21 protein-coding genes are annotated in these 24339 nt (G+C 65.9%); 18 read left to right on the forward strand and 3 right to left on the reverse strand.

What is annotated here, in order from left to right; all coding sequences use genetic code 11:
- The first annotated feature begins 97 nt into the window (after positions 1–97).
- Both ACP26O_RS06800 and ACP26O_RS06805 read left to right on the forward strand, forming a co-directional pair.
- Positions 98–880, forward strand: a complete 783-nt coding sequence (locus ACP26O_RS06800) for a hypothetical protein (protein WP_175655913.1) — start codon at positions 98–100, stop codon at positions 878–880.
- Positions 881–999: 119 nt separating this feature from the next.
- Positions 1000–1593: a flavin reductase family protein gene (locus ACP26O_RS06805; protein WP_175663900.1), complete on the forward strand. Its 594-nt coding sequence runs from the start codon at positions 1000–1002 to the stop codon at positions 1591–1593.
- 40 nt (positions 1594–1633) lie between these two features.
- On the opposite strand, the gene ACP26O_RS06810 is transcribed toward ACP26O_RS06805, so the two are convergent.
- Positions 1634–2530 carry a LysR family transcriptional regulator gene (locus ACP26O_RS06810; RefSeq protein ID WP_175663899.1) on the reverse strand — a complete coding sequence of 299 codons (897 nt, stop codon included), beginning with the start codon at positions 2528–2530 and terminating at the stop codon, positions 1634–1636.
- A gap of 97 nt (positions 2531–2627) precedes the next feature.
- Between ACP26O_RS06810 and ACP26O_RS06815 the strand changes: the two genes are divergently transcribed.
- From ACP26O_RS06815 to ACP26O_RS06840, 6 genes are all read left to right on the forward strand, one after another.
- Positions 2628–3926: a CitMHS family transporter gene (locus ACP26O_RS06815; RefSeq protein WP_175663898.1), complete on the forward strand. Its 1299-nt coding sequence runs from the start codon at positions 2628–2630 to the stop codon at positions 3924–3926.
- 36 nt (positions 3927–3962) lie between these two features.
- Positions 3963–5324, forward strand: a complete 1362-nt coding sequence (locus ACP26O_RS06820) for an acyclic terpene utilization AtuA family protein (RefSeq protein WP_175663897.1) — start codon at positions 3963–3965, stop codon at positions 5322–5324.
- Positions 5324–5635, forward strand: a complete 312-nt coding sequence (locus ACP26O_RS06825) for an AtuA-related protein (protein ID WP_175663896.1) — start codon at positions 5324–5326, stop codon at positions 5633–5635. The genes ACP26O_RS06820 and ACP26O_RS06825 overlap by 1 nt, the downstream gene beginning before the upstream one ends.
- A 278-nt stretch (positions 5636–5913) precedes the next feature.
- A complete protein-coding gene (locus ACP26O_RS06830; RefSeq protein WP_175663895.1) occupies positions 5914–7743 on the forward strand; it encodes a methyl-accepting chemotaxis protein in 1830 nt (609 codons plus the stop codon).
- 122 nt (positions 7744–7865) lie between these two features.
- The gene (locus ACP26O_RS06835) at positions 7866–8642 is read left to right on the forward strand and encodes a hypothetical protein (RefSeq protein ID WP_175701236.1); all 777 of its coding nucleotides are present in this window, start codon (positions 7866–7868) and stop codon (positions 8640–8642) included.
- Positions 8643–8675: 33 nt separating this feature from the next.
- Entirely contained in the window at positions 8676–9500 is an 825-nt protein-coding gene (locus ACP26O_RS06840) for a topoisomerase IV (protein WP_175663893.1), read from the forward strand.
- A 59-nt stretch (positions 9501–9559) separates the two neighbouring features.
- On the opposite strand, the gene ACP26O_RS06845 is transcribed toward ACP26O_RS06840, so the two are convergent.
- Both ACP26O_RS06845 and ACP26O_RS06850 read right to left on the reverse strand, forming a co-directional pair.
- Complete coding sequence (locus ACP26O_RS06845; RefSeq protein WP_175663892.1) at positions 9560–10489, reverse strand: phosphatidate cytidylyltransferase; 930 nt, start codon at positions 10487–10489, stop codon at positions 9560–9562.
- 36 nt (positions 10490–10525) lie between these two features.
- Positions 10526–11158 (reverse strand): lysophospholipid acyltransferase family protein, encoded by a 633-nt coding sequence (locus ACP26O_RS06850; protein WP_105833282.1) that lies wholly within the window; start codon positions 11156–11158, stop codon positions 10526–10528.
- 450 nt (positions 11159–11608) lie between these two features.
- Here ACP26O_RS06850 and ACP26O_RS06855 point away from each other — a divergent pair, with 450 nt between their 5' ends.
- From ACP26O_RS06855 to ACP26O_RS06900, 10 genes are all read left to right on the forward strand, one after another.
- Complete coding sequence (locus ACP26O_RS06855; protein WP_011656574.1) at positions 11609–12214, forward strand: CDP-alcohol phosphatidyltransferase family protein; 606 nt, start codon at positions 11609–11611, stop codon at positions 12212–12214.
- Positions 12215–12282: 68 nt separating this feature from the next.
- Positions 12283–14052, forward strand: coding sequence for a bifunctional alpha/beta hydrolase/class I SAM-dependent methyltransferase (locus ACP26O_RS06860; protein ID WP_175663891.1), 1770 nt, complete (start codon positions 12283–12285; stop codon positions 14050–14052).
- On the forward strand, positions 14049–15452 hold the full coding sequence (locus tag ACP26O_RS06865; RefSeq protein WP_175663890.1) for a phosphatase PAP2/dual specificity phosphatase family protein: 1404 nt from the start codon (positions 14049–14051) through the stop codon (positions 15450–15452). Before ACP26O_RS06860 ends, ACP26O_RS06865 begins: the two co-directional genes overlap by 4 nt.
- The gene (locus tag ACP26O_RS06870) at positions 15452–15904 is read left to right on the forward strand and encodes a hypothetical protein (protein WP_175663889.1); all 453 of its coding nucleotides are present in this window, start codon (positions 15452–15454) and stop codon (positions 15902–15904) included. The genes ACP26O_RS06865 and ACP26O_RS06870 overlap by 1 nt, the downstream gene beginning before the upstream one ends.
- A gap of 242 nt (positions 15905–16146) precedes the next feature.
- Positions 16147–18678 (forward strand): type VI secretion system Vgr family protein, encoded by a 2532-nt coding sequence (locus ACP26O_RS06875; RefSeq protein ID WP_175663888.1) that lies wholly within the window; start codon positions 16147–16149, stop codon positions 18676–18678.
- Between the two features lie 2 nt (positions 18679–18680).
- Entirely contained in the window at positions 18681–19703 is a 1023-nt protein-coding gene (locus tag ACP26O_RS06880; RefSeq protein ID WP_341771696.1) for a DUF4123 domain-containing protein, read from the forward strand.
- Between the two features lie 5 nt (positions 19704–19708).
- Positions 19709–22534: a T6SS effector BTH_I2691 family protein gene (locus tag ACP26O_RS06885; protein ID WP_175663887.1), complete on the forward strand. Its 2826-nt coding sequence runs from the start codon at positions 19709–19711 to the stop codon at positions 22532–22534.
- Positions 22534–23271, forward strand: a complete 738-nt coding sequence (locus ACP26O_RS06890; protein ID WP_175663886.1) for a putative type VI secretion system effector — start codon at positions 22534–22536, stop codon at positions 23269–23271. Before ACP26O_RS06885 ends, ACP26O_RS06890 begins: the two co-directional genes overlap by 1 nt.
- 25 nt (positions 23272–23296) lie before the next feature.
- Positions 23297–23998: a putative type VI secretion system effector gene (locus ACP26O_RS06895; RefSeq protein ID WP_244103848.1), complete on the forward strand. Its 702-nt coding sequence runs from the start codon at positions 23297–23299 to the stop codon at positions 23996–23998.
- Between the two features lie 39 nt (positions 23999–24037).
- Positions 24038–24289 carry a PAAR domain-containing protein gene (locus ACP26O_RS06900; RefSeq protein ID WP_105787315.1) on the forward strand — a complete coding sequence of 84 codons (252 nt, stop codon included), beginning with the start codon at positions 24038–24040 and terminating at the stop codon, positions 24287–24289.
- Positions 24290–24339 lie beyond the last annotated feature (50 nt).

Genomic DNA, 24339 nt, shown 5'->3' on the forward strand with positions numbered 1-24339 from the left:
GCGATGCGGCCCGAATATGCTATTGCACGTGTCCCACTTGTTTCATGCAATCGCCGCGCGTCGCGCATGACGACGCGCGGCTTCGGAGAAGAACCTGATGAACCGGAAGATGAAGACGGCCGCCGCGCGCGCCGCGATTACCGGCACCCGGCGTCGCGCGTTGCGCTCGCTCGCGGGTGCGGCGTTCGCCCTGTGCGCGGGCCTGTCGGCCAGCGCGCCCGTGCGCGCCGCCGATGCCGCGGCTGCGATCGCGGCGCAGCCCGTCATGCGCGTCGCGATGCTCGTGCAACTGCACGGCCCGAACCTGAAGATCGACGAACGGATCGGCCAGCATCTCGGCGAGCGCGGCTACGCGGTGCGATTGATCGACGAGAGCGCGACGCCCGACGCGGCGCGCGATGCCGACCTCGTCGTGATCTCGTCGACGGTGTCGTCGAAGAACGTGCGGCCCGGCTGGCGCACGCTCGACAAGCCGCTCGTCACGTGGGAGAACGACCTGCTCGACGATCTCGCGATGACGGGCAAGCGCCACGACGTCGACTTCGGCGAAACGGGCAAGGAGCGCTATCTGTGGCTCGTCAACGCGCCGCATTCGATCTCGGCCGGATTGCCGGCCGGCGTGGCCGACGTGTACGGCAAGCAGGCGCCGATGAGCTGGGGCAGGCCGGGGCTCGGCGCGATCACGATCGCGACCGTGTACGGGCAGCCGGACAAGGCCGCGATTTTCGCGTACGAGAAGGGGGCGACGATGGACTACGAAGCGCTCGCGCCCGCACGCCGCGTGATGTTCTTCCTCGCCAACGACACGTTCGCGAACCTGTCGCCGGCCGGGCTCGCGCTATTCGACGCGGCGCTCGACTGGGCGGCGGGGCGGCGCTGATGCCACGCGGCGCGCCGGCATGTGCCGGGCGGGGCGCGCAGCGTCGGCGCCGATCGGCATTGAGTGCGAGAATTCGCGCTTCGGCCGGCGCGCGCCGCGCCGCTCACCAGGGAACCCGCATGGACAGTCACATCGCGCCGGTGGCGCTGCAGAAAGCCTACCGTCTCCTCAACCACGGCCCGACCGTGCTCGTGTCGGCCCGCCACGACGGTGTCGACAACGTGATGGCCGCCGCATGGGCCTGCGCGCTCGATTTCCTGCCGCCGAAGCTGACGGTCGTGCTCGACAAGTCCGCGAAGACGCGCGAGTTCGTCGAGCGCAGCGGCAGGTTCGTGATCCAGGTACCGACGGCCGCGCAGCTGCAGCTCACGCATGCGGTCGGCAGCCACAGTCTCGCCGAGCGGCCCGACAAGCTGCGCGACGCGGGCGTCACGCTGTTCGACGTGCAAGGCCACGACCTGCCGTTTGTCGCCGGCTGCTCCGGCTGGCTCGCGTGCAAGCTGATTCCCGAGCCGCACAACCAGCAGACCTACGACCTGTTCATCGGCGAGGTGGTCGGCGCGTGGTCCGACACGCGTGTGTTCCGCGACGGTCACTGGTATTTCGAATCGGCCGATCCGGCGCTGCGCAGCCTGCATTACATCGCGGGCGGCAACTTCTATGCGATCGGCGAATCGCTGCACGTCGATCTGGGCCAGCCGGACCCGCAGTAAGCCGCCGGCCGGTGGTCGGCCGCAGTTCCAGGCGCGCGGCTCACGCGCGCTTTTTCAACGCCGCCAGCATCGCGTCGGCGAACGCCTGCGTGACGCGCGGCAGCGTGCGCCCGCGCTTCACGACGAGCGCGATCGGCCGCACGAACGCGGGATCGTCGATCGGCTTCGCGACGAGGTCCGGCTCGGCGCGCACCTCGCGCGCGGTCGCCGGCAGGATCGTCACGCCGAGCCCGCCGCGCACCATCGCGACGGCCGTCATCATGTAGGTCGGTTCGCACGCGATGTCGGGCGTGCAGCCGGCCGCGTCCAGTGCGGCATCGACCACGCCGCGCACGCTCGTGCCCCGCGCGGTCAGCACGAGCGGCACGGCGGCGACGTCGGCGGTGCGCACGCACCGCTTACGCGCGAGCGGATGATCCTTCGGGCACACGGCGACGAGCCGGTCGGCGCCCACGTACAGCACCTCCAGCGACGCATCGAACGCATCGCCGCCCGTCAGGCCGAGATCGGCTTCCTCGTTGCGCACCAGCGCGGTGACGAGGCTCGCGACACCGTCACGAATCTCGAAGCCCGCACGCGGCACGTCGTGCCGGAACGACTGGATCAGCTCCGGCAGCAGGCTCGACGCGAAGGTCGGCAGGCACGCGAGCCGTACCGTGCCGCTCGCGCCTTCGCCGAGCGCACGCGCATCGCGCAGCACGCGCTCCATGTCGTCGAGCGAGCGCTGCAGCAGCGGCAGCAGTTCGCGCCCGGTCTGCGTGAGCGCGACGCTGCGGCTGTTGCGGTCGAACAGCCGCGCGCCGACGATTTCCTCGAGCCGGCGGATCTGCACGGTCAGCGCCGGCTGCGACAGATGCAGCCGCGCGGCCGCCCGCGTGAAGTTGCCGGCGTGGGCGACGGTGACGAACGCGCGAATGTCGCGAAGATTCAGATCCATAACGATTCGTGATTGCTGCGATCAAATCATTTCAATTGTGCTATCGCTGCGGCGACCTTACGCTCGTCTCCAACAAAAGACAAGGTAGGAGACACGGATGCTGCCGTTACTCGGGCTTGGCACGATCGTCGTGCTGCTGGCCGCGATTCTGTCGAAGCGGATGTCGCCGCTCGTCGCGCTCATCATCGTGCCGATCGCGGCGTCGCTGATCGGCGGCTTCGGGCTGCATACGAGCAAATTCGTGATCGACGGTCTGAAGGGCCTCGCGCCCGTGGTCGGGATGTTCGTCTTCGCGATCCTCTATTTCGGGACGATCACCGACGCCGGCACGCTCGATCCGATCATCGACCGCATCCTGCGCGCGGTCGGCACACGGCCCACGCGCATCGTGATGGGCACGACGCTGCTCGCGTTGCTGATCCACCTCGACGGCTCGGGCGCCGTCTGCTTTCTCGTGACGATTCCCGCAGTGCTGCCGCTGTACGACCGCCTGAAGATGGACCGGCGCGTGCTGGCCGCGGCCGTGTCGATGGCCGCGGGGATCAACTTCCTGCCGTGGACGGGGCCGATGATCCGCGCGTCGGCGTCGCTGCACCTGCCGGTGTCGGCGCTGTTCAATCCGCTGATTCCGGTGCAGGCGATCGGGCTCGTGTTCGTGTTCGGCGTCGCGTACTGGCTCGGCCGGCGCGAGGAGAAGCGGCTCGGCCTGTCGCGCGACGATGCGTCGATTCCGCTGCCCAAACGCGAGCTGACGCCCGACGAGCAGGCGCTGCGCCGGCCGCATCTGTTCTGGTTCAACCTGGTGCTGACGCTCGTCGTGCTCGGCACGATGGTCGTGATGGGGGAGAAAATTCCTCCCGCGATCATGTTCATGGTCGGGCTGTGCGTCGCGCTGATGGTGAACTACCCGAACGTCGACATGCAGCGAAAGCGCATCGACGCGCACGCGCGCGCCGCGCTGATGATGGCCGGCATCCTGCTCGCGGCCGGAGTATTCACCGGGATCATGCAGGGCAGCGGCATGCTGAAGGCGATGGCGCAGGCGGCGGTCGGCTTCGTGCCGCCGTCGATGGCCGGCCAGATTCCGGTCGCGCTCGGCCTCGCGTCGATGCCGCTCAGCATGCTGTTCGATCCCGATTCGTTCTACTTCGGCGTGCTGCCGGTGATCGCGGAGGTGGCCGGCCAGTTCGGCGTGCCGGCCGTGCATGTCGGGCAGGCCGCGTTGCTCGGCCAGATGACGACCGGCTTTCCGGTCAGCCCGCTGACGCCCGCGACGTTCCTCGTCGTCGGCCTGTGCGGGATCGAGCTGGCCGAGCACCAGAAGTTCACGTTCCCGCTGCTGTTCGGCGCCTCGATCGTGATGACGATCGCGTGCGTCGTGCTGGGCGTTTTTTGATTGTTCCCGGCGCGCGCGCCGGATGACGGTACCGACATGACAGCAAAGCCACCACACGAACGGCGCGTGCGCATCGGCGCGGGCGCCGGCTACTCGGGCGACCGGATCGAGCCGGCGGTCGAGCTGGCTGAACACGGGCAGCTCGACTATCTCGTCTTCGAATGCCTGGCCGAGCGCACGATCGCGATCGCGCAGCAGGCGCGGCGCAAGGATCCGTCGCTCGGCTACGATCCGCTGCTCGACGCGCGCATGCAGGCCGTGCTGCCGGTGGCCGCGGCCAAGGGCGTGCGGATCGTGTCGAACATGGGCGCGGCCAACCCGCGCGCGGCCGCGCGGCGCACCGCGCAGATCGCGCGGTCGCTCGGCCTCGCGGGGCTGAAGGTCGCGGCGGTCGAAGGCGACGACGTGCTCGACGTCGTGTTGCGCGGCGCGTTGCGTTTCGAGGAGTCGGGCGACGAAGTCGCCGCGTATCGCGAGCGCATCGTATCCGCGAACGCGTATCTCGGCGCCGCGCCGATCGTCGACGCGCTCGCGGCCGGCGCGGACGTCGTGCTGACCGGGCGCGTCGCCGATCCGTCGCTGTTCGCCGCGCCGCTGATTCATGCGTTCGGCTGGCGGATGGACGACTGGGACACGCTGGGGGCCGCGACGGTCGTCGGCCATTTGCTCGAATGCGCGGGGCAGGTGGCGGGCGGCTATTTCGCCGACCCCGGCTACAAGGACGTGCCGGATCTCGCGCGGCTCGGCTTCCCGATCGGCGAGGTCGCGGCCGACGGCTCGGTCGTGATCACCAAGGTGCCGCACGCGGGCGGCCGCGTGAGCGCGGCGACCTGCAAGGAACAGCTGCTGTACGAGATCCACGATCCGGCGCGCTACCTGCAGCCCGACGTCGTCGCGGATTTCACGCGCGTGGCCGTCGCGGAGGAGGCGCCGGACCGCGTGCGCGTGACGGGCGGGCGCGGCACCGCGCGCCCCGACACGTTGAAGGTGTCGGTCGCGTATGTCGACGGCCATATCGGCGAAGGGCAGATCTCGTACGGCGGGCCGGGGGCGCTGGCGCGCGCGCGGCTCGCGCTCGACATCGTCCGCGAGCGGCTCGCGCTGACCGGCGTGGCCGCGACCGAGTTGCGCTTCGATCTGATCGGCGTCGATGCGCTGTACGGCGACGCGACGCCCGCCGTGCGCGGCGAGCCGGCCGAAGTCCGCGTGCGGGTGGCTGGCCGCGCGGCGAGTGCCGCCGAGGCCGCGCGGATCGGCAATGAAGTCGAGACGCTGTATACGAACGGGCCGGCCGGCGGCGGCGGCGCGTTCAAGTCGACCCGAGAGGTGATCGCGGTGCAGTCGGTGCTGCTGCCGCGCGCGGCCGTGACGCCGTCGTTTTCATTCGTGGAGGCCTGATGCAACTGCGTGAACTCGCGCATGCGCGCACCGGCGACAAGGGCAATACGCTGAACGTGTCGGTCATCTGCCGCGATCCGCGTCACTACGAGCACCTGCGCGCGCATCTCGATGCGCGGGCGGTGAAGATGTGGCTCGCGGGCATCGTGCACGGCGATGTCGTGCGCTACGAGCTGCCGGCGCTGGCCGCGTTCAACTTCGTGCTGCGCGATGCGCTCGGCGGTGGCGTCACGCGCTCGCTCGCGCTCGACGCGCACGGCAAGTCGGTCAGTTCGGCGCTGCTGGCGATCGAGGTGCCGGCGCCGGCGTGATGATGTGACGGGGTGCGTCGCTGGCGGGGCGTGCGCTCAGGGTCCCGGTTACGGAAGTGGGCGTTTGCGGCGCCGCGCCTGCGTGCTCGACTGGTTCGCCTGTAACGTACAGGCGTGGCACGGCGCGAGCCTCCGGAGGCCGAGCCGGGTGTCTCCGCTGATTTTTTTTGCATGGTCTGACCAGTCTAACCTCAAGTTGCCGCACGGCCGGTCGTTAAACCCGTTTGCGTACTCATTGACTGTCCGATAACAACGCGCAACCGGAGATCGTCGTCATCATGCTGTCATCAATTCGCGCCCGGATCGTGGCGACCTGCGTCGCCATCGTCGTCACGGCGCTCGCCGTCACCGGCGGCCTCGTGTACCAGGTCGTCAAGCGACACAACGACGAAACCATCGACCGGAACCTACAGTCGGTCCTGGCCGGCCACGCGCTGGCGCTCGACGAGTGGGTCGCCGGCCGCGCGCAGCAGACCCAGGCGCTGGCGGATACGCTGCCGCTCGGCGAAGGCGATCCGCTGCCGGCACTGACGCTGCTCGGCAAGTCGGGCGGGTTCCAGGTGCTGACGCTCGGCCTGCCGGACCACACGGCCTTCTCGAACATCCCCCTTGCACCCGGTTACGATCCGACCGCGCGCCCGTGGTACAAGCAGGCGGTCGAGGCCGGCCGGCTGGTCGTCACCGCGCTGTATCAGGACGCGTCGACCGGCAAGCCGGCTTTTGCATTCGCGGTGCCGATCATGCGCGGCGGTGCGCTGAAGGGCGTGCTGGCGGCGAGTCTCTATATGGAACGCGCGAGCGCGATCGTCGCGTCGATGCACCCGACGCCGGCGAGTTTCGCGTTTCTCGTCGACCGCGGCGGGCGCCTCATCGCGGGCGCGAAGACCGACCTGATCATGAAACCGGCCGTGCAGTTGTCGCCGGAACTGACGCCTGAGCGCCTCGCGAGCCTGCAGAGTGCGAGCGAGCCGGTGGCGACCGCGGTGGACGGCGTGACCAAGCTGTTGCGCGCGCAACCGATCGCCGGCACGGATTGGTCGCTCGTGATGGCGCTCGACCGGTCGGACGTGACGGCCGGCATGCGGGCCGTCGCGACGACGACGCTCGTGGCCATCGTCATCGTGGCCTGTATCGCGGCCGCGCTCGTCGGCGCGCTGACGAACGCGGCATTCAAGCGCGTGCTGCTGGTGCGCGATGCGCTGACCGACGTCGCCAGCGGCAGCGGCGACCTGACGAAGCGGCTGCGGGCGGACGGCAACGACGAGGCCGCGCAGATCGCGCGCGCGTTCAACCTGTTTGCGGAAAAGATTTCGGCGATCCTGCTGCAGATCCGCGGGTTCAGCGAATCCGTGAGCGTGGCGAGCGCGGAGATCGCGCAGGGCAACCAGGACCTGTCGGGCCGCACCGAGCATGCGGCGTCGAGCCTCCAGGAAACCGCGGCGGCGCTCGAGGAGATTGCCGGCACGGCGCGCAACTCGGCCGATGCGGCGACACAGGTAAACCGCCTCGCGGAATCGGCGTCGGGTGTCGCGATGCGCGGCGGCGAGGTGGTGAGCCAGGTGGTCGCGACGATGGGCGAGATCACGGCGGCGTCGAACGAAATCTCGAACATCATCGGCGTGATCGACGGCATCGCGTTTCAGACCAACATCCTCGCGTTGAATGCGGCCGTCGAGGCGGCGCGTGCGAACGAGCACGGGCGAGGCTTCGGGGTCGTCGCGGGCGAGGTGCGCACGCTCGCGCAACGCAGCGCGCAGGCCGCCAAGGAAATCAAGCAGCTGATCCAGGCGTCCGTCGACAAGATCGAGGGTGGGTCGGGGCTTGTGCACACGGCGGGCGCCACGATGGACGAGATCGTCGAGGGCGTGCGCGGCATCACGAGCGTGATCGCGGAAATGACGGTCGCGGCGAACGAGCAGAGTACCGGCCTTGCACAGGTGAACCAGGCGGTGTCGCAGCTCGATCATTCGACGCAGCAGAACGCGGCGCTCGTCGAGGAGTCCGCCGCGGCCGCGGCGCTGTTGCGCGAGCAGGCGGCGCAGCTCGCGCAAATAGTGGGTGAATTCAAGCTGGCGCAGCCGCAAACGGCCGATACCGCGCGGGTGTGACGCGGCGCGCGGCGGGCCAGTGCGATGCGCGCTTGCGATGCCGCGCCGTGCGTGTACGCTACGGCTTCGCGGGCAACGCCCGCGCGTGCGGCAGGGGCCGCGCGCATCGACCGGATCCTGGAATGAAGAACGAGATCGTCACGCTGGAGGGCGTGAAGGGCGCGGCCATGCGCGGTGGATGGTTCGCGGCGATTGCGGGGTGCGTCGCGCTGGGGGGACTGGGTTCCGTGCACGCGGCTCACGCGGCGGTGCCTGTGTCGTGCGACGAAGGGCTGACACGACTGATCGTGCCGGCATTGCGGCATCCCGCGTTCGAGCGGCGCGCGATCCATGCGGAGCCGGCGGAGCTGACCGGTCAACCGGAAGGCGTGTACGGCGTCAGGCTGTTCGTGAAGCCCGACCATCCGGGCACGCCGAACGGGGACGCGACGATCGGTTGGGTCACGCTCGATGCACATGCGTTGCGTGCGGTCGACGTCACGCGCGATCCGGCGCAGCCTGATGTGCTGGCGGTCGACCCTCAGGCGCTGTCGCGCTACATATCGACGTGTATCGCTCCGGCCGCGCCTGCCTGGACCATCGCATCCGCTCCCGCCGCGATCGATTGTGACGCGCTGAACCGTCGCGCACAGGAGCGGGGCGACGTCGTGACGAGCCGCGACGCGGGACGCATCGTGACAGGCAAGGGGCGACTGCCGTTCTTTTCCGCGCCGGATGACGCATGCCGAATCGACGGGCTATTCATCGTCGAGCACGATCACGTCGCCGCGCGAACCGAATACGGCCGGTTCACGTCGGTCACCTACCTGAACCCCCGCACGAAAAGCCGGGCCGACGGCTGGGTGCCGACAGCGCGGCTGAAGCGCGACGGTACCGGCATCGCGCCGCGGCAACCGTGATCGCCGGCCTGACTCACCCAATCGAACTCAGACATGGACATCCGGAACGTGAAATCGCGTATCAAGCTGCCCGCGGCGACCCTCGCCGCACTGTCCGCCGTCGCGGCACTCACCGCGCTCGTCGCGCCATCACCGGCCCATGCGGCCGAGCCGGCGCATCCCGAGCGTCAGCTGCAAAAGTTCATCCACGACACCTACGGCAACTGGCGCGCCGATCGCAAAGGCTGGCAGTCGGACGCCGGTGACTTCATTTACGCGTCGTGCGGATCGCTGCGCGTCGCGACGGCCGACGGCCCGCGCACGCTGCTCGCGATGTGCGGCGAGACCGAGGACGCCGTGCAGAACGGCATGCCGGGGATGGATTCCGATGCGACGCCGGGCACCATCGACCTGTACGTGCTTCGTCCTTCGCAGGACGGCGCGACGCTCGAACCGGCGCTGAAGAAGACGGGCATCGTGTCCGGCGGGCGCGGCGAGCCGGGCACGGTGAGCATCCAGCGGCTCGGGCCGCACCTGTTCGGTTTCGTCCTCGGCAACAGCGACTCGCGGCAAGGCTATACGCAAAGCATGCGCTCGATCTGGCTGCCGTACGGCGACGCGCTGGTGCCGGCGGCGGCGCGCATCGACGAAGCGCTCGACAATGCGGAATCGAACGAATGCGCGAACGATCCGGCGCGCTGCGAGAAACGCCGCTTCACGATCGCGCCGGACACGAGCGTCAACGATAGCGTGTATCCGCTGATCGTCACCGAGACCGGCACGCGCGGCAATCGCGCGATTCACGCGCGCCATACGGTGAAGTTCGACGCGGCGCGCGGCCGCTACATCGTGCCGAAGGCCGTGCGCGACGGGTATTGAGCGGTCCGTGCGCGGAACCACGGTACCGCGGATCCGGGCGGCATCGCGCCGCCCGCCCGTCACACGTACACGTAGCGCACGAGGTGGAAGAACACCGGCGCCGCGAAGCAGATCGAGTCGACGCGATCGAGCATCCCGCCGTGGCCCGCGATCATCGAGCCCCAGTCCTTGGTGCCGAGCGAACGCTTCACGGCCGACAGCACGAGGCCGCCGACGAAGCCCGCGATCACGATCGCGAGCGAGATCCCGAACGCCGCGCCGAAGCTGAACGGCGTCACGCGATACAGCGACGCGCCGCAAAGCGTCGCGAGCAGGCCGCCGCCGATGAAGCCCTCGACCGTCTTCGACGGCGACAGGCGCGGCGCGATCTTGCGTCGCCCGCACAGCTTGCCGACCACGTACTGCAGCACGTCGCTGATCTGCACGACGAACAGGAAGAAGAACAGCAGCAGCGCGTTCTGCCCCGCGTAGCGCGGAATGTCGAGGATCAGCACGGCCGGCGCATGGCTCAGCCCGTACACGCAGACCATCAGCGCCCAGTTGATCTTCGCGTTGCGGCTCAGGAATTCGCGCGTGTCCTGCGTGAGCGCCGACACCAGCGACATCGCGAAGAACAGGTGCACCGGCACGAAGATCGAATACATCCCGTACCAGTTGATCCCGAGCAGCACGTACTGCACCGGAATCGCGACGAAGAACGCGATGAAGAGCGTCGTATGGTCGCTCGCGGTGGTCGGCGTGAGCGTGATGAATTCGCGCAGCGTCAGGTACGACAGCAGCGCGAACACCAGGTACGTGACGTTGTTGCCGAGGCTGATCGCGATGACCATGATCGCGATCATCGCCCACCACGCGCGGATGCGCTGGTTCAGGTTGATGACCGTCGCGCTGGCGCCGCCGCTGCGCGCGCCGAGGATCGCGCCGATCACCGTCGCGAGCACCAGCACGCCGGTGACGCCCGCGACCAGTTCCCAGAAGAGAGTTCGCATGAAGAGGTCCGGAAAAGGGAGAGGAGGGCGCCGCGATCAGCCGGCCGGCCGCTGCGGCGGCGCGAGCGCGACGATCGCGTCGCGCATGCGAGTGAGAAAGGTCGGCTTGTCTTCACCGGCGCCGAGCGCGTCGTTCGCACCGACGTGCACCTTGCAGATCAGCGGCACGGGCCAGATCGCGCCCTTCGGCATGATGCGCTGCAGGTTCTCGAGATAGACCGGCACGAGCGCGACGTCGGGAAACTCCGTCGCGAGATGGAACAGGCCGCTCTTGAATGGCTGCGGCAACACGTCGGCGCCGCGCGTGCCTTCCGGGAAGATGATGATCGAGTGGCCTTGCCGCAGCGCGTCGCGCACGGGATCCAATGGATTGCCGCCGTTTTCGCGATGCCGGTCGATCAGCACGACGTTCAGCAGCTTCTGCGCGATATGGCGCTTCAGGTCGCTGCTGTCCCAGTAGTCGCGCGCGGCGACCGGCCGCACGACCGCGCGCACGTCGCGCGGCAGCGCGGCGAGGATCGCGAGCGTGTCGATGTGGCTCGTGTGGTTCGAGAAGTAGATCTTCTGCGTCGGCGACGGCGGCGCCTGATGCCAGACCGGATACGCGCCGGCGACGAGCCGGACGATCGACAGCAGGAAATCGCGCTGCCAGACGTTCAGGATGTTCATCGGCGCCGCGCCTCCTGCCTGCATGCCCGCGCGGCCGCGCACGCGCGGCAGGCGGAATCCCGGAATGCCGGCGCGGCAGGATGCGCACCGGACGGCCATTGTTTAAGTTTTTTCAAATTCGTGGCTGCCTGTCGCAGGGCCGCGATAATCGGACGATGCGCCGGCGGACGTCGCGGCGCGGTCGCCGGTCGGCGGCGTGATAATCGGCTGTTGCACGAGCGCCCGTTTGCAGTTCGAATGGATCTTGCTGCGATCGGGCCTGCGGATTATCGCGAGTTTCCGTCAAAAACGCCAGATTGCCCGCGCGGCGCCAGCGGCGTGCTGCTTGACGCGTCGGGGCCGCTCGGCGACGATTACGGCCACCTGTCGAAAAGCCGTCGATGCCGACGGTTGCGCCGCCCGGGGCATGGCGGCTGGAAACGTGTCCGAATGAGCAGAACCAATAAAACGATGAGCCTCTACGCACTCAAACCGAAATTCCAGAACCGTCTGCGTCCGTTCGCGGATTCGCTTGCCGAACGCGGCGTCACCGCGAACCAGGTCACGCTGTTCGCGGCCGGCGGCTCGATCGTCGTCGGCGCGCTCGCGGGGCTCGGCGTATTCGCCCGCGTGCTGTTCCTGCTGATCCCGATCTGGCTGTTCGCGCGGATGGCGCTCAACGCGATCGACGGCATGCTCGCCCGCGAACACGGGCAGAAGAGCACGCTCGGCGCGTACCTGAACGAGCTCGGCGACGTCGTGTCCGATGTCGCGCTCGTGCTGCCGTTCCTCGCGATTCCCGCGTTCGCTCCGGCGGACGTCTGGCTGTTCGCGCTGATGGCGGTCATCGTCGAATGCGCAGGGCTGATCGGCCCGCTCGCCGGTGCGACGCGCCGCTACGACGGCCCGTTCGGCAAGAGCGACCGCGCGCTCGCGCTCGGTGCGTTCGCGCTGTGGATCGGCTTCGGCCTGCCGGTCGGCAGCGTCGCCGCATGGCTGTGGCGTGTGCTGATCGTGCTGTCGATCGTGACGGTGGTGCGCCGCGTGCAGGCCGGCGTCGCCGAAGCGGGCGGCTGACGGCCAACGGGTGGGCCGGCGCCTGAGGGCGGCGCCGCATGATTCGAACAACGAAACGAGAGAAACGCATGAGCGCACGCACGGCCCGCGAGGCTGACTTCACCACGCACGACGGCGAAACGCTGTTCTATCGTCACTGGCCCGCGACGGGCCCGCGCTGCCGCGGCGCGATCGTGCTGCTGCATCGTGGCCACGAACATTCGGCGCGCGTCGCGCACCTCGTCGACGAGCTCGACCTGCCGGACTTCGCGTTCTTCGCATGGGATGCGCGCGGCCACGGCCGCTCGCCCGGCGCGCGCGGCTACAGCCCGAGCGCGGCCGCGTCGGTGCGCGACCTGCAGATCTTCGTCGAGCATATCCGCGACACGCACGGCATCGCGATCGAGGACATCGCCGTGATCGGGCAGAGCGTCGGCGCGGTGCTCGCCGCCACCTGGGTACACGATTACGCGCCGCCGATCCGCTGCCTCGTGGTCGCGTCGCCGGCGTTCCACATCAAGCTCTATGTGCCGTTCGCGCGGCCGGGGCTGCGGCTGATGCACAAGCTGCGCGGGCTGTTCTACGTGAACAGCTACGTGAAACCGAAATTCCTCACGCACGACCCCGAACGGATCGCGAGCTATGCGGCCGATCCGCTGATCACGCGGCCGATCGCCGTCAACATGCTGCTCGACCTGCACGACACCGCGAAGCGGATCGTCGCCGATGCGGCCGCGATCACCGTGCCGACGCAGCTGCTGATCTCGGGCGCCGACTGGGTCGTCCATCGCGGCCCGCAGGACCGCTTCTTCGAGCGGCTCGGCGCCGTGCGCAAGGAGCGCATCGTGCTGCCCGGCTTCTATCACGACACGCTCGGCGAGCGCGACCGCGCGCAGGCGCTCGCGCCGCTGCGCACGTTCGTGCTGCGCGAGTTCGATACGCCGAGCCCGCGCGTGTCGCTCGCCGACGCCGACCGGCGCGGCGCGTTCCACGACGAATACGCGGCGCTCGGCCGGCCGCCCGCGAACCCGTTCGCCCGCGCGTACTGGGCGACCACGCGAGCCGGGCTGAAGGCCGGCGGCGCGCTGTCGGACGGCATCGCGCTCGGGCTGCGGCTCGGCTTCGATTCGGGCTCGACGCTCGACTACGTGTACCGCAACCGCGCGCAGGGCCGGCTCGGCGTCGGCGCGCTGATCGACCGCACCTATCTCGACTCGCCGGGCTGGGTCGGCATCCGTCAGCGCAAGGTGCATCTGCAGGAGCTGATCGGCGCGGCGATCGGCCGGCTGCGCGGCCTCGGCGAACCCGTGCGGATCGTCGACATCGCGGCCGGGCACGGACGCTATGTGCTCGACGCGATCGCGACGGCCGCCGAACGCGACGGCGCTGCGCCCGACGACATCACGCTGCGCGACTACAGCCCGCCGAACGTCGAGGCCGGACGCGTGCTGATCGCGCAGCGCGGCCTCGAGCCGATCGCGCGCTTCGAGCGGGGCGACGCGTTCGACGAGGCGTCGCTCGCGACGCTCGAGCCGCGCCCGACGCTCGCGATCGTGTCGGGGCTGTATGAACTGTTCGGCGAGAACGCGCTGATCGAGCGCTCGCTGCGCGGGCTCGCGCAGGCGGTGCCGCCCGGCGGCTATCTCGTCTATACGGGGCAGCCGTGGCATCCGCAGCTCGAATTCATCGCGCGTGCGCTGAACAACCATCGCGGCGACGCGACCTGGGTGATGCGTCGCCGCTCGCAGGCCGAGATGGACGAGCTCGTCGCGCGCGCCGGTTTCCGCAAGCTCGACCAGCGCATCGACGAGATGGGCATCTTCACGGTGAGCCTCGCGCAGCGGGTCGACGCGTCGTGAGCGCGCTCGGCGGCGGCGCGGGCGGCGGTCTGGCCGAGCCGGCGGCCGGCGCGCGCGATGCGTCGTTCGCGCTGCGCGTCGGCTGGCTCGCGGCGATGGGTGCGGTGTTCTTATCGACCTACGGCTTCGCGAACTGGCTCGCCGCGCGCCGCGCCGAGGTGCCGACCTTCGCGTTCGGCTGGGAGCACGGGATTCCGTTCGTGCCGTGGACCATCGTGCCGTACTGGTCGATCGACCTGCTGTACGCGCTGTCGTTCTTCTTCTGGACCCGCCGCGACGATCTGCTCGATCACGTGAAGCGGCTGTTGACCGTGCAGCTGATCTCGGTCGCGTGCTTCATCGCATGGCCGCTGCGCTTCGGCTTCGAGCGGCCCGATGCGGGCGGCGCGGCCGGCGCGCTGTTCACGCTGCTGATGGGATTCGACAAGCCGTTCAACCAGGCGCCGTCGCTGCACATCGGCCTGCTCGTCGTGTTGTGGGCTGTCTATGCGAAGCATCTGCGCGGCACCGCCGCGCGCATCGTGCTGCATGCGTGGTTCGCGGCGATCGGCGTGTCGGTGCTGACGACTTACCAGCATCACTCGATCGACGTGCCGACCGGTGCGGCTGTCGGCTGTCTCGCGCTGTTCCTGTTTCCGTTGCGTGACGCCGCGGGGCGGTTGCCGGGTGCGGCCGCTTCCCCGTCCGCCGCCGGACGCGCGCTGGCGCGCCGCTACGCGCTCGGTGCTGCACTGGTCGCGCTCGCGGCGCTTTACTGCGTGTCGCGTGCGCCGGGCCTGGCGTTGGCGGCCGGGTGGGGGGCGCTGGCGCTCGCGTGCGTCGCGTGGATCTATTGGCGCGGCGCGCCCGGCGCGTTCCAGAAGGACGATGCGGGCCGCTTGCCGATGTCCGTCCGCTGGCTGCTCGCGCCGACGATCGCCGGGGCGTTCGTCAATTCGCGGTTATGGACGTTCCGGCAGCCGGCGGCGGTGCGGATCGACGAGCGCGTGTGGATCGGCCGCACGCCGACCACGCGCGACGTGCGGCGCCACGGCTTCACGGCGCTCGTCGACCTGACGGCCGAGATGCCGCGCTGGGCCGCGGCCGACGCGTCTCTCGCGTATGTGGCGGTGCCGCAACTCGACCTCGTCGCGCCCACACCCGCGCAGCTCGCGGCGGCCGTCGCGGCACTCGAACGCCTGCATGCGGAAGGGCGCGACGTGCTGGTCTGCTGCGCGCTCGGCTACGGGCGCAGCGTGTTGTGCGCGGCCGCGTGGCTCGCCGCGCGGCGGGGGCTCGGCGATGCGCGCGACGCGCTCGCGGCGGTACGGGCGGTGCGGCCGCGCGCGGTATGGTCGGACGACGGCGTGGCCGTGCTGCAGGACTGGATCGACCGCCGCCGCGTGACGGGAGGGCCGTGATGCGCGACCCATCTGCTCCGTTCCGGATCGCCGCCGCGCGCGGTGCGCTCGATGCCGGCGCGTGGGCGATCGCGGCTGCGCTGGCCGCGGCCGGCGCCGGCTGGTGGATCGCGTCGGGCTGGGCGCCGGCGACGGTCGCGCGCGTGCTGCTGGCCGTGGTCAGCACCGGGTCGGGGATTGCCGCGCTGTGGTACGCGGTGCGCATCGAGATCGACCGGCGGCTGTTCGCCGCGCTAGCGCGGGCGGCGTCGTGCGATGCGTCGGTCGAAGACGGGCTCGCCGCGCTCGATCGCGCGCTTGTCGAGCTCGGCTGGATCGATGCGGGGAAGGCTGGACGCGCTTTGGACGACCGCGTGCGCGGCGCGGTCGGGCTGTGCCGTGCCGCCGTGCTGGTCGCGATCGTGCAGTGGATCGTGGTCGGGCTGGCGATCGCGGTGCCGTGGGTGGGTTAGTCGTGCGTGCGCGAGGCGGCGGGGTGCCACCGAGCGAGAGCCACGCATGGAAGAAGGTGCGTGTCGTGTAATGATTGCCGAATCAAAACCAAAATACGGAATATCGGAAATATTTACCCGATGGTCGTTGCTTTGAACCTGACAATATTCAAAGACTGTCGGCTAATCGAATTTATTGTGAAAGGTATTTATAATATCGGCTCGGCAGAAATCCCGCCTTAATACAATCAAGGGCATGCTGCATGGGCCATACCGCACTTTATAAGACGTTGCGTCTGGGCGACGCGCAATACAATCGTCTTGTCAAACTGGACACGCCACTCGGCGTCGACTGGTTACTGCCTCTGTACGTTAAAGGAACGGCCAGATTAGGACGCGACTATGAATTCGTGATCGACGTCGTGTCGCCGCGCGGTGGCCAGATCGACCTCAAGGCGCTGCTGGCCAAGCCGGTGACGCTCTGGATTCAGCAGGTCGACGGTACGTACATGCCGATTCACGGTTACGTTCACCGCTTCAGCCGGCTGGGATCCGATGGCCCGCTCACGTACTACAAGCTGGCCTTTTCCTCGTGGCTTTACTTCCTGTGCCTGCGTCGCGACATGCGCGATTGGCAGGAGCAGAACGGCGAACAGATTCTCACCGACGTATTCAACGAGCATGCGCAGGCACGCGGCGCGTTCCGCTTCGACCTGCATGGTGCGTTACCGTCGTATTCGAATCGCGTGCAATGGGAATACGATCTGAATTTCGTCCACCGAAGCATGGAAGAGGTGGGTGTATTTCCCTACTTCGAACAAGCGGACGACGGCCGATCCCACACGATGGTCGTGACGGACGACGCCTACTTCGTTCCCGCGCTCAGGCAACCGGTCGTCGAGTTCGGCCGCATGGAAATTGGCGGCGAGCTGGACGGATTCGCTCAATGGAAGGAGCAGCTTCAGATCGAGAGTGCGCAACTGACGTCGCGCTCGTTCGACTACAAGCGGCCCGATCTTCCCCGACAGGTTCAAGGCGTGACCGACGTCCACGGCAATTTGCCGACGGACGGCGAGGTCTACGACTATCCGGGTGCCTACATGTGGTCCGATCGGGAGCAGGGCGAACGCCTCGCGCGGATTCGTCTTGAAGAGAAGATGTCGCGAATGAAGCGCTTTCACGGTGTGGGCGGCTTGCGTTGCGCGATGCCGGGAAGGCGTTTCGAACTTCGCGGTCACCCGATTCACGATGCGGGCAACCAGGCCGATCGAGAGTTCGTGCTGCTTGGAGTCGACTGGCTGATATCCAACAACGTGCCGGGTCTCGATGGTGTGGAGGCCTTTCCCGATGGGCTGGCTGCCGAGGTTTCCGAGGCGAAGGCCGGAGCAACCGTGCGGCATGCAGACGGCAGCGAAGGCTTCTTTCAGGTTAAGGTCGAGGCACAGCCGCGCAACGTTCCGTTTCGCAGTCCGTTCGAGCACAAGAAGCCGGTCATGCAGTTGCAGAACGCGATCGTTGCCGGACCGGGTGGTGAAGAGGTGTACACCGACTCGTTGAATCGCGTGAAGGTGTGGTTTCACTGGAACCGCCGCAATGACCAGGACGAACGCGCGTCGTGTTGGGTGCGGCCGACTTTTCTCGATGCCGGTGCGAACCGCGGTGGCATCCAGCCATTGCGCAAGGGCGATGAGGTCGTCGTCGGTTTCATGGAAGGCGATTGCGACCGGCCCGTCATCATTGCGAGGATGTACGGGGGCGCGACCCAACCGGTGTGGCACTCGAACGGACTGCTGTCGGGCTACCGGTCGCGCGAGTACGGCGGGACGGGCTACAACCAGCTCGTGATGGACGACTCGACGCAGCAGAATCGCGTTCACCTCTATTCCAGCAGCTATCAGTCCCATCTGCATCTCGGCTACCTGATCCAGCATACGGACAATGCACGCGGCGCATTCCTCGGCAATGGCTTCGATCTCAAATCGGACGCGTACGGCGCCATTCGTGCGGGGCAGGGGCTGTTCGTTTCGACGCATTCGACAACGGCTCACCAGCCTCTGAACGTGACTGCCGCGACCGAGCAATTGGCGAGTGCGGAGAGCGTGGTGGAACTGACGTCCCAGGCGAGTGCGGCAAATCAGGCCGAGAGCCTGGACGAAGGGCACGACGCGCTGAAGCGATTCACCGACGCAACGCAGTACAACGTGGCGGGTGGCGCAGGCAGCGGCGGGCGAACGGGAGGTGGCGGCACGGGTAGCGCAAACGGGTTCTCGTCGCCGATCATGCTGATTGCGAGCCCCGCGGGTGTGGGCGTATCGACGCAGGACTCGGCGCAGCTCACGGCGAACCAGCAAGTCAATATCGTCAGCGGCAGAAGTACGCACGTCGCCGCCGGGAAATCGCTGATCGCGAGCGTGATGGAAAAGATCAGCCTGTTTGCTCAGAACGCGGGGATCAAGCTCTTCGCCGCCAAGGGGAAGGTCGAGATTCAGGCGCAGAGCGACGAGATGAAGCTTGCGGCGCTCAACGACGTGACGATCACGAGTTCGAGCGGGCGTGTCGTGATCTCCGCGGAAAAAGAGATCTGGATCGGTGCCGGCGGCTCTTATATCAAGATCGCGCCCGACCTGATCGAGAACGGCACGAGCGGCCAGATCCTCGAGAAATGTGCATCGTGGGACAAGCCCGGTGCGTCATCGATGCGCCTGCCGTCGCCGATTGCGAGTGTACAGAAAGGGTGCGCATGGAAGACGGCGTCGGCGGCGGCCGACAGTGCGTCGAGCGTCGTGCTGGAGTAGTCATGATGAATACTCCGAACAATCGTGTCGCGGATCGTGCGGATGGCGTGAGTGCGTCTAGCGAGAACGCAGTGATCGACGCCACCGCCAGTGTGCTGCACGCCTATTTCGACAAGCACCCTGAAATGCGTTGTCTTCTGGTTGTCGATCCGTCGCAGCGTGATGTGCTGTCAGACGACGGATCGGCATTCAGCGAGCTGAGGCGCACGATCGTGACGATCGCGCACGACGGATTTCCAGCTGAACAGTACCCTTACCTCGTTGAACTGGATTTGCGGTCGCCGGCAGGCGCCATGCTGCTGAAGGAAAGCGTGCGGCTCGCATTCGAAGACCGGCGTCCCGCGTCGATGGCGCAGGGCCTCGGACAGCGAATCGGCGGATGGTTGGCGAGCACCGCTTCCGCCGACGAAGTCGCCGGCCACTGGTCGACGCAAGTGTTGCAGTACGACGAGCGCGGGCGGCTATGTGCGCTGCGCTTTTACGATACCCGTGCGTTGGGTTTGATCTGGCCGCTATTGACCGAGCAACAGCAGCAGGCGCTACTCGGGCCGGTGACTGTCTGGCATGCACTCGACGTGTGCGCGAAACCGCGAGCGTATGGCCGTGGCGTTGGATCGAGCCGGGCGTGTTCGCTGACGGCCGCGCAATGGCCGGAAGTGCATCGCCACGGCCTCGTCAACCGTGCGCTCGCATTACACGCGTTGGCGGCAGGCCGTCAGCCGACGCCTGCGGAAGTAGACGCGGCCGTTGCGGCCGCGGCGCGGGCCGAGCAATACGGGCTGCAGGATCGTGACGACCTGATCGCGTTCATCGGGCACGCGCTCGACTGGCATCCGCACTTCGATCGGCATCCCGAGATTGAGAAGGTGTTGAAGCATTTTTCGCCCGACGATTTTTATACTGCGGCGATCGGCCACCTTCAGCCTGACGACATCGACGAAATTCGACAAGGGGCGTGGTACGGACAGGCGGCCTCGCTATCCGACCCGCAACGCCGACCGAGCCCCGACACGAGATACGAATAAAAGAAATGGCGACCACTGAACGAGAATGCGCGAATTGCCAGAAGACCGGGCTGCCGATCCTGCCTGTCCGCTATACCGTTTTGCCGAATAAGGTTCCGGCAAAGCTTCCGGACGGCATTGGCGGGAAAGGCATCACCGACGTGCCACTGACGACGCACCGTTACGGGCTGCGCACCCTCCGCGATGGATGGGTGTACCTGTATTACGTCCAGAGTGCCCGAGGTCCCAAGCGGTGGGAGGTGTACAAGGTGACGGAAGACGGGCGACTGTGGAAACAATCGCGTCCGCTGCCTGAGGAACCGTCCACGCATCCCGCGTGCGCCCAGTGTGCGATTGCGGTGCCGATGGACTTGATCGCGATCGAGCGGCCGGAAAAATGCACGGATCGTGTCTACATCGCATTTTCCGAGCACGCATGGGTCGAGGATACATTCAAGCGATACGAGGAAAATCCGGCATTGCGCGAGCAGCGCATGCAATGGATCGAGCCGTCCAAATGGATCAACGGCGGTAACGACCCGAAGAAGCATGCGGTCGTTGCAACGCGTGAGCGGATTGATGATGTCATCGAGTACATGCCGGCGCTGGACCCCAAACTGCTCGTCCCGCAGGACCAGCGATTGACCGACGAGACCGGCGCTTACGACCCGAAGCTGATGGGACGGGAGTCGACCCGCTACCCGCTGCATATCCGACAGGCGTCGCCACTGTCGACGAGCGAAGCGCTGGTCAAACTGATGAACACGATCGGCTCGACCGGGAAAGGGCAATCTCATCCGCCCATGATGCTCGCGTTGTGGGACGGCATCGGCAACGTTCACGAACTGAACGATTTTCGTAACGATGCAGGCAGCATGTTGTCGCTGTACGTGAAGGAGCAGGGCCGGCAAATCGACGCGATGCTCTCGATCGATGCAGCCGAGGTGGCCGTGCGCAACGGGGCGGTTGCGTTCAAAAGCCGCATGCGCTCCGCCCTGCGGGCCGGCTGGGAAGGCATGCTGAACAACCCCGGCGCGATGGACGGCATTCCGAGTTACGCCGTCGTCTCGCCCGAGCAGCAGGCGGCGTCGGACCGGCGCATCGAGCAAGCGGGCGTGATCAGCCCCGAAGAAGCGAAGACGATCGGCGATGCCGAGTGGCCCAAGTACGAGGGCAAACTGAATCTGCGCAAGCTCGGCGCCTTCCGGCCATGGTTCACGTCTGTTCAGGATGCGGTCAAGGCAATTCAGGCGCGCCGTACCCCCGACGTGAAGGCATGGCTGAAGGCGCCCACGTTCATCGCCGCGCTGCATGACTATCACGAAGAAAACGCGGACGACGGACGGGCGTTCGAGAAAGTCGTGATCGAGGCGATCAACGGATTGCCGTCGGAGGATCGTGGTGCGGCCGTCGTCGAAGAACTGGTCAACAACATGGATCCCACTTTGCCGACCAGTCTCGTGTGGCGTGCGTTCGCCTACAACCAGAAGCAACCGAAGGCCGAGATCAAGCAGTTGCTGGCCCAGGCGATCGCGAACAAGACGACCAAGACCGACACGGTCAGCGACATCGCCGACAAGGTCAGCAAAGTGCTGGAGCAGTTGAAGAACTTCGTCGATTTCCGCGACAAGATGCAGGAGGTGCATGAGCATCAGAGTCCCGTATCGGTGTCGGAAAAGTATTTGAAAAGCCTTCAGGGCGATGCACTCGTCATCACGATGGGCAATGCACTGTTCAAATGGACGGGGCTTGGCGTTCTGGGCGATTGCGCCGGTACATTCATGATTCGCGGTGCGCTGATGTTGCGCATCGGCATCAGCAAGGCGGACACGATTGATCTCGTCAGGCAGGCGATCAAGGTCGAACCGGAGTTGCGTCTGAGGTTGCAGCAGGGATATCGGACGTTGCGCAGTCAGGGCGTCGTGGCGAAAGACGCGTTCGTCAGGACGATTCAGTCGCTCGCCGAACACGAAGGCGGCCAGCTCTATCGGGCGAAATGGAATGCGGTCAAGTTGACGCAGGAAGGCAAGGCGGTCAATCTCGGTGTGCGGATCGGCGGCACGCTGGCCGTGATCGAGTTGCTGAGCTTCGGTTGCGCGCTTGCGAAGGCGGACAAGAAGGGCGAAGACTACGCGATGTTGGTGGCGGGGGGATTCTCGTCGATGTCCGCTTGCCTGCAGGCTTCGACGAAGCTGATGACGGGATTGTCGAAGGACGCGGCGCGGACGTTGAGCAATCTGAAGGCGATTACCGGGTATTTTGGCGGGGCGTCTTCGATGATCGGGATGGTGCTGGATACATATAAATTCATTGATAGCGGTAGCAAGAGTCAGTACTCCATGGCGGCTGCCTATTTCTTTAAAGCGTCGATCGGTTTTGGGGCGACGGCAGCCAATTTTCTTACAGCATTGACGTCATCTGCACCATTGGTTTCCCGGATTACAGGGGGGCGTGGGGTGGTATTTATCGGAAAGATGGGCGCGGGTATCGCAGGGGCAGCAGCCAGGTCCGGAGCAATAGCTGCAGGTGCCGCGACCGGAGAGGCTTACAAAGTTGGTATGAGGGTAGTTGGTGTAGCTGCCGAAGAGGCCGGAATTGTAATTACCGAGCGCGCTGGCCTACTGGTGATTGGCCGGATGGTGTTGTTCCTTGCTGGTTGGGAGGTAGCCGTGGCGCTCGTGGTACTACAGCTTTTGATTGCATATTTCACCGATAACGAATTGCAGACATGGTTCGAGAAATGCGCGTTTGGCAAGGGGCAGGATAGTCCGCCGTGGGCTATGGACAAGCAACGGGACGAATTTGAGAAGGCTCTTGCTAGTGTCGGTTTGAAATCCGATGCCGGAGTGTGATGAATATGAGTGTAAATAAAGCTGCTTCTGCTGTATTGTTGCGTGGGAATATTAAGCATCTTAAAAAGACGCGTTGCAGTCATGACTTTCTGTTCAGTGATGTTGATCGCGCCAAGATGGGCGCGACGGCCGTTGCTGCTGGTTTGGTTGGATTGGGTGGGATTGCCGTTGGACTAAGTGGTATGGCGATGGACACTACTGAAGAAGCAGATTTGCTTGAATTCGATCTTAATGGTGAATCAGTCAGGGCCTGGGTGTGGTGGTCGATATTTTCGGAAGGTGATGAAGTAGAAGTTGTTGCAGAGCGTTTCGATGGCGCGTGGCAGGCGTTTGGTATTCGACGACTCTCAGATAAAATCGTTGCCCTTCACCCGCATTGCAGTCGAGGTCGCTTTGCGCATTACCGTGCGTCGTTTAAATGGGGTGGGATATTTTTTGCGGCGGCAATGGCCGTACTATATTTTATATCGGCATGTTTTTTAATATTGAGGGGTGGAATGCCGGTTGAAAATCTTCTTATATCGATTTCGCTGGGAACTCTGGTGTCGGCGCTGGGTTATGGGTTCATTACTTACCGCGTTGCCCGTAAGATGATGGGCTTCGTTCGGCTGGCCGAAGGAATTTTTGAGGGGTTTGGCTGGAAGGACGTTAAAAATATCGATCTTCCGGCCATCACGAAGAAGAATAAGCAACCGGGCGAGCCGGGAGCCTTGGGGGTGCTGTATTTCCGTTACTAACCTCACATCACGACCGCAGTCTCAGTTGCTGCGTGGGCGCATCTGCAACCTTCGCAAGACTCGTTGCAGTCAAGACTTCTTCTTTACCGATGCTGACCGAACCAAGATGGGCGCGACGGCCGTCGCGGCCGGCTTGGTCGGATTGAGCGGAGTTGCTGTTGGGCTGGGCGGTATGGCAATGGATACGACCGAAGATGCCGATCTGATCGAGTTCGATCTCGATGGGACGACTGTGAAGGCCTGGGTTTGGTGGTCGGTGTTCACGGAAGGCGACGAGGTAGAGGTCGTTGCTGAGCGTTGGGGTGACACTTGGCAGGCCTTCGGTATCCGGCGACTGTCGGACAAAATTGTGGCGCTTCATCCGCATTGTAGTCGAGGACGCTTTGCTCATTATCGAGTTTCGTTTAAATGGGGTGGGGCGTTTTTCGCGGCTGCGATATTTGTCGCATATTTTATAATTGCGTGCTTTGCTATTTGTAAAGGCGGCGTGCCAATCGAGGATTTGGCCATATCGTGCGCACTGGGGACTCTGATGTCCGCGTTGGGTTACGCGCTCATTACCTATCGCGTTGCCCGAAAAATGATGGGTTTTGTTCGCCTGGCCGAAGGAATCTTCGAAGGATTCGGCTGGAAGGATGTTAAAAACATCGATCTACCGGCCATCACGAAGAAGAATAAGCAATCGGGCGACCCCGCCGCACTGGGCATCCTGTATTTCCGCTACTGACAAGCATCCGGATCACGTTACGAGCAAGGAATCGAATTCATGATGAACCTCATCCGTGTCGGCGACGACACCGACCATGGCGGCAAGGTAATCACAGGTTCGTCGAAGATGCGCTTCGACGGCCGATTCGTGGCGCGCAAGGGCGACGAAGTGACGTGTCCGCAGCATCCCGAGGTCAAACCGAACCTGATCGTCGAGGGCGACGAATCGATGACTGACGATGGCATTCCGATTGCCCGGCACGGCCATCGCGCGACTTGTGGATGTTGTTTGATTTCGAGCCTCGTCTGATCGGCATAGGTGACCGGCGAACGTTCCACGAGACGTGTCGCACCGCGAGG

The organism is Burkholderia sp. R-40 (genome assembly GCF_049942845.1).
Lineage (GTDB): Bacteria > Pseudomonadota > Gammaproteobacteria > Burkholderiales > Burkholderiaceae > Burkholderia > Burkholderia ambifaria.

What these genes read in the sequence shown, in the direction of transcription:
- ACP26O_RS06835 (WP_175701236.1), top strand. Translation starts at nt 7,866, where the DNA reads ATGAAGAACGAGATCGTCACGCTGGAGGGCGTGAAGGGCGCGGCCATG.
- ACP26O_RS06805 (WP_175663900.1), top strand. Translation starts at nt 1,000, where the DNA reads ATGGACAGTCACATCGCGCCGGTGGCGCTGCAGAAAGCCTACCGTCTC.
- ACP26O_RS06800 (WP_175655913.1), top strand. Translation starts at nt 98, where the DNA reads ATGAACCGGAAGATGAAGACGGCCGCCGCGCGCGCCGCGATTACCGGC.
- ACP26O_RS06830 (WP_175663895.1), top strand. Translation starts at nt 5,914, where the DNA reads ATGCTGTCATCAATTCGCGCCCGGATCGTGGCGACCTGCGTCGCCATC.
- ACP26O_RS06840 (WP_175663893.1), top strand. Translation starts at nt 8,676, where the DNA reads ATGGACATCCGGAACGTGAAATCGCGTATCAAGCTGCCCGCGGCGACC.
- ACP26O_RS06885 (WP_175663887.1), top strand. Translation starts at nt 19,709, where the DNA reads ATGGCGACCACTGAACGAGAATGCGCGAATTGCCAGAAGACCGGGCTG.
- ACP26O_RS06860 (WP_175663891.1), top strand. Translation starts at nt 12,283, where the DNA reads ATGAGCGCACGCACGGCCCGCGAGGCTGACTTCACCACGCACGACGGC.
- ACP26O_RS06810 (WP_175663899.1), bottom strand. Translation starts at nt 2,530, where the DNA reads ATGGATCTGAATCTTCGCGACATTCGCGCGTTCGTCACCGTCGCCCAC.
- ACP26O_RS06820 (WP_175663897.1), top strand. Translation starts at nt 3,963, where the DNA reads ATGACAGCAAAGCCACCACACGAACGGCGCGTGCGCATCGGCGCGGGC.
- ACP26O_RS06850 (WP_105833282.1), bottom strand. Translation starts at nt 11,158, where the DNA reads ATGAACATCCTGAACGTCTGGCAGCGCGATTTCCTGCTGTCGATCGTC.
- ACP26O_RS06845 (WP_175663892.1), bottom strand. Translation starts at nt 10,489, where the DNA reads ATGCGAACTCTCTTCTGGGAACTGGTCGCGGGCGTCACCGGCGTGCTG.
- ACP26O_RS06825 (WP_175663896.1), top strand. Translation starts at nt 5,324, where the DNA reads ATGCAACTGCGTGAACTCGCGCATGCGCGCACCGGCGACAAGGGCAAT.
- ACP26O_RS06890 (WP_175663886.1), top strand. Translation starts at nt 22,534, where the DNA reads ATGAATATGAGTGTAAATAAAGCTGCTTCTGCTGTATTGTTGCGTGGG.
- ACP26O_RS06900 (WP_105787315.1), top strand. Translation starts at nt 24,038, where the DNA reads ATGATGAACCTCATCCGTGTCGGCGACGACACCGACCATGGCGGCAAG.
- ACP26O_RS06875 (WP_175663888.1), top strand. Translation starts at nt 16,147, where the DNA reads ATGGGCCATACCGCACTTTATAAGACGTTGCGTCTGGGCGACGCGCAA.
- ACP26O_RS06870 (WP_175663889.1), top strand. Translation starts at nt 15,452, where the DNA reads ATGCGCGACCCATCTGCTCCGTTCCGGATCGCCGCCGCGCGCGGTGCG.
- ACP26O_RS06855 (WP_011656574.1), top strand. Translation starts at nt 11,609, where the DNA reads ATGAGCCTCTACGCACTCAAACCGAAATTCCAGAACCGTCTGCGTCCG.
- ACP26O_RS06815 (WP_175663898.1), top strand. Translation starts at nt 2,628, where the DNA reads ATGCTGCCGTTACTCGGGCTTGGCACGATCGTCGTGCTGCTGGCCGCG.
- ACP26O_RS06880 (WP_341771696.1), top strand. Translation starts at nt 18,681, where the DNA reads ATGATGAATACTCCGAACAATCGTGTCGCGGATCGTGCGGATGGCGTG.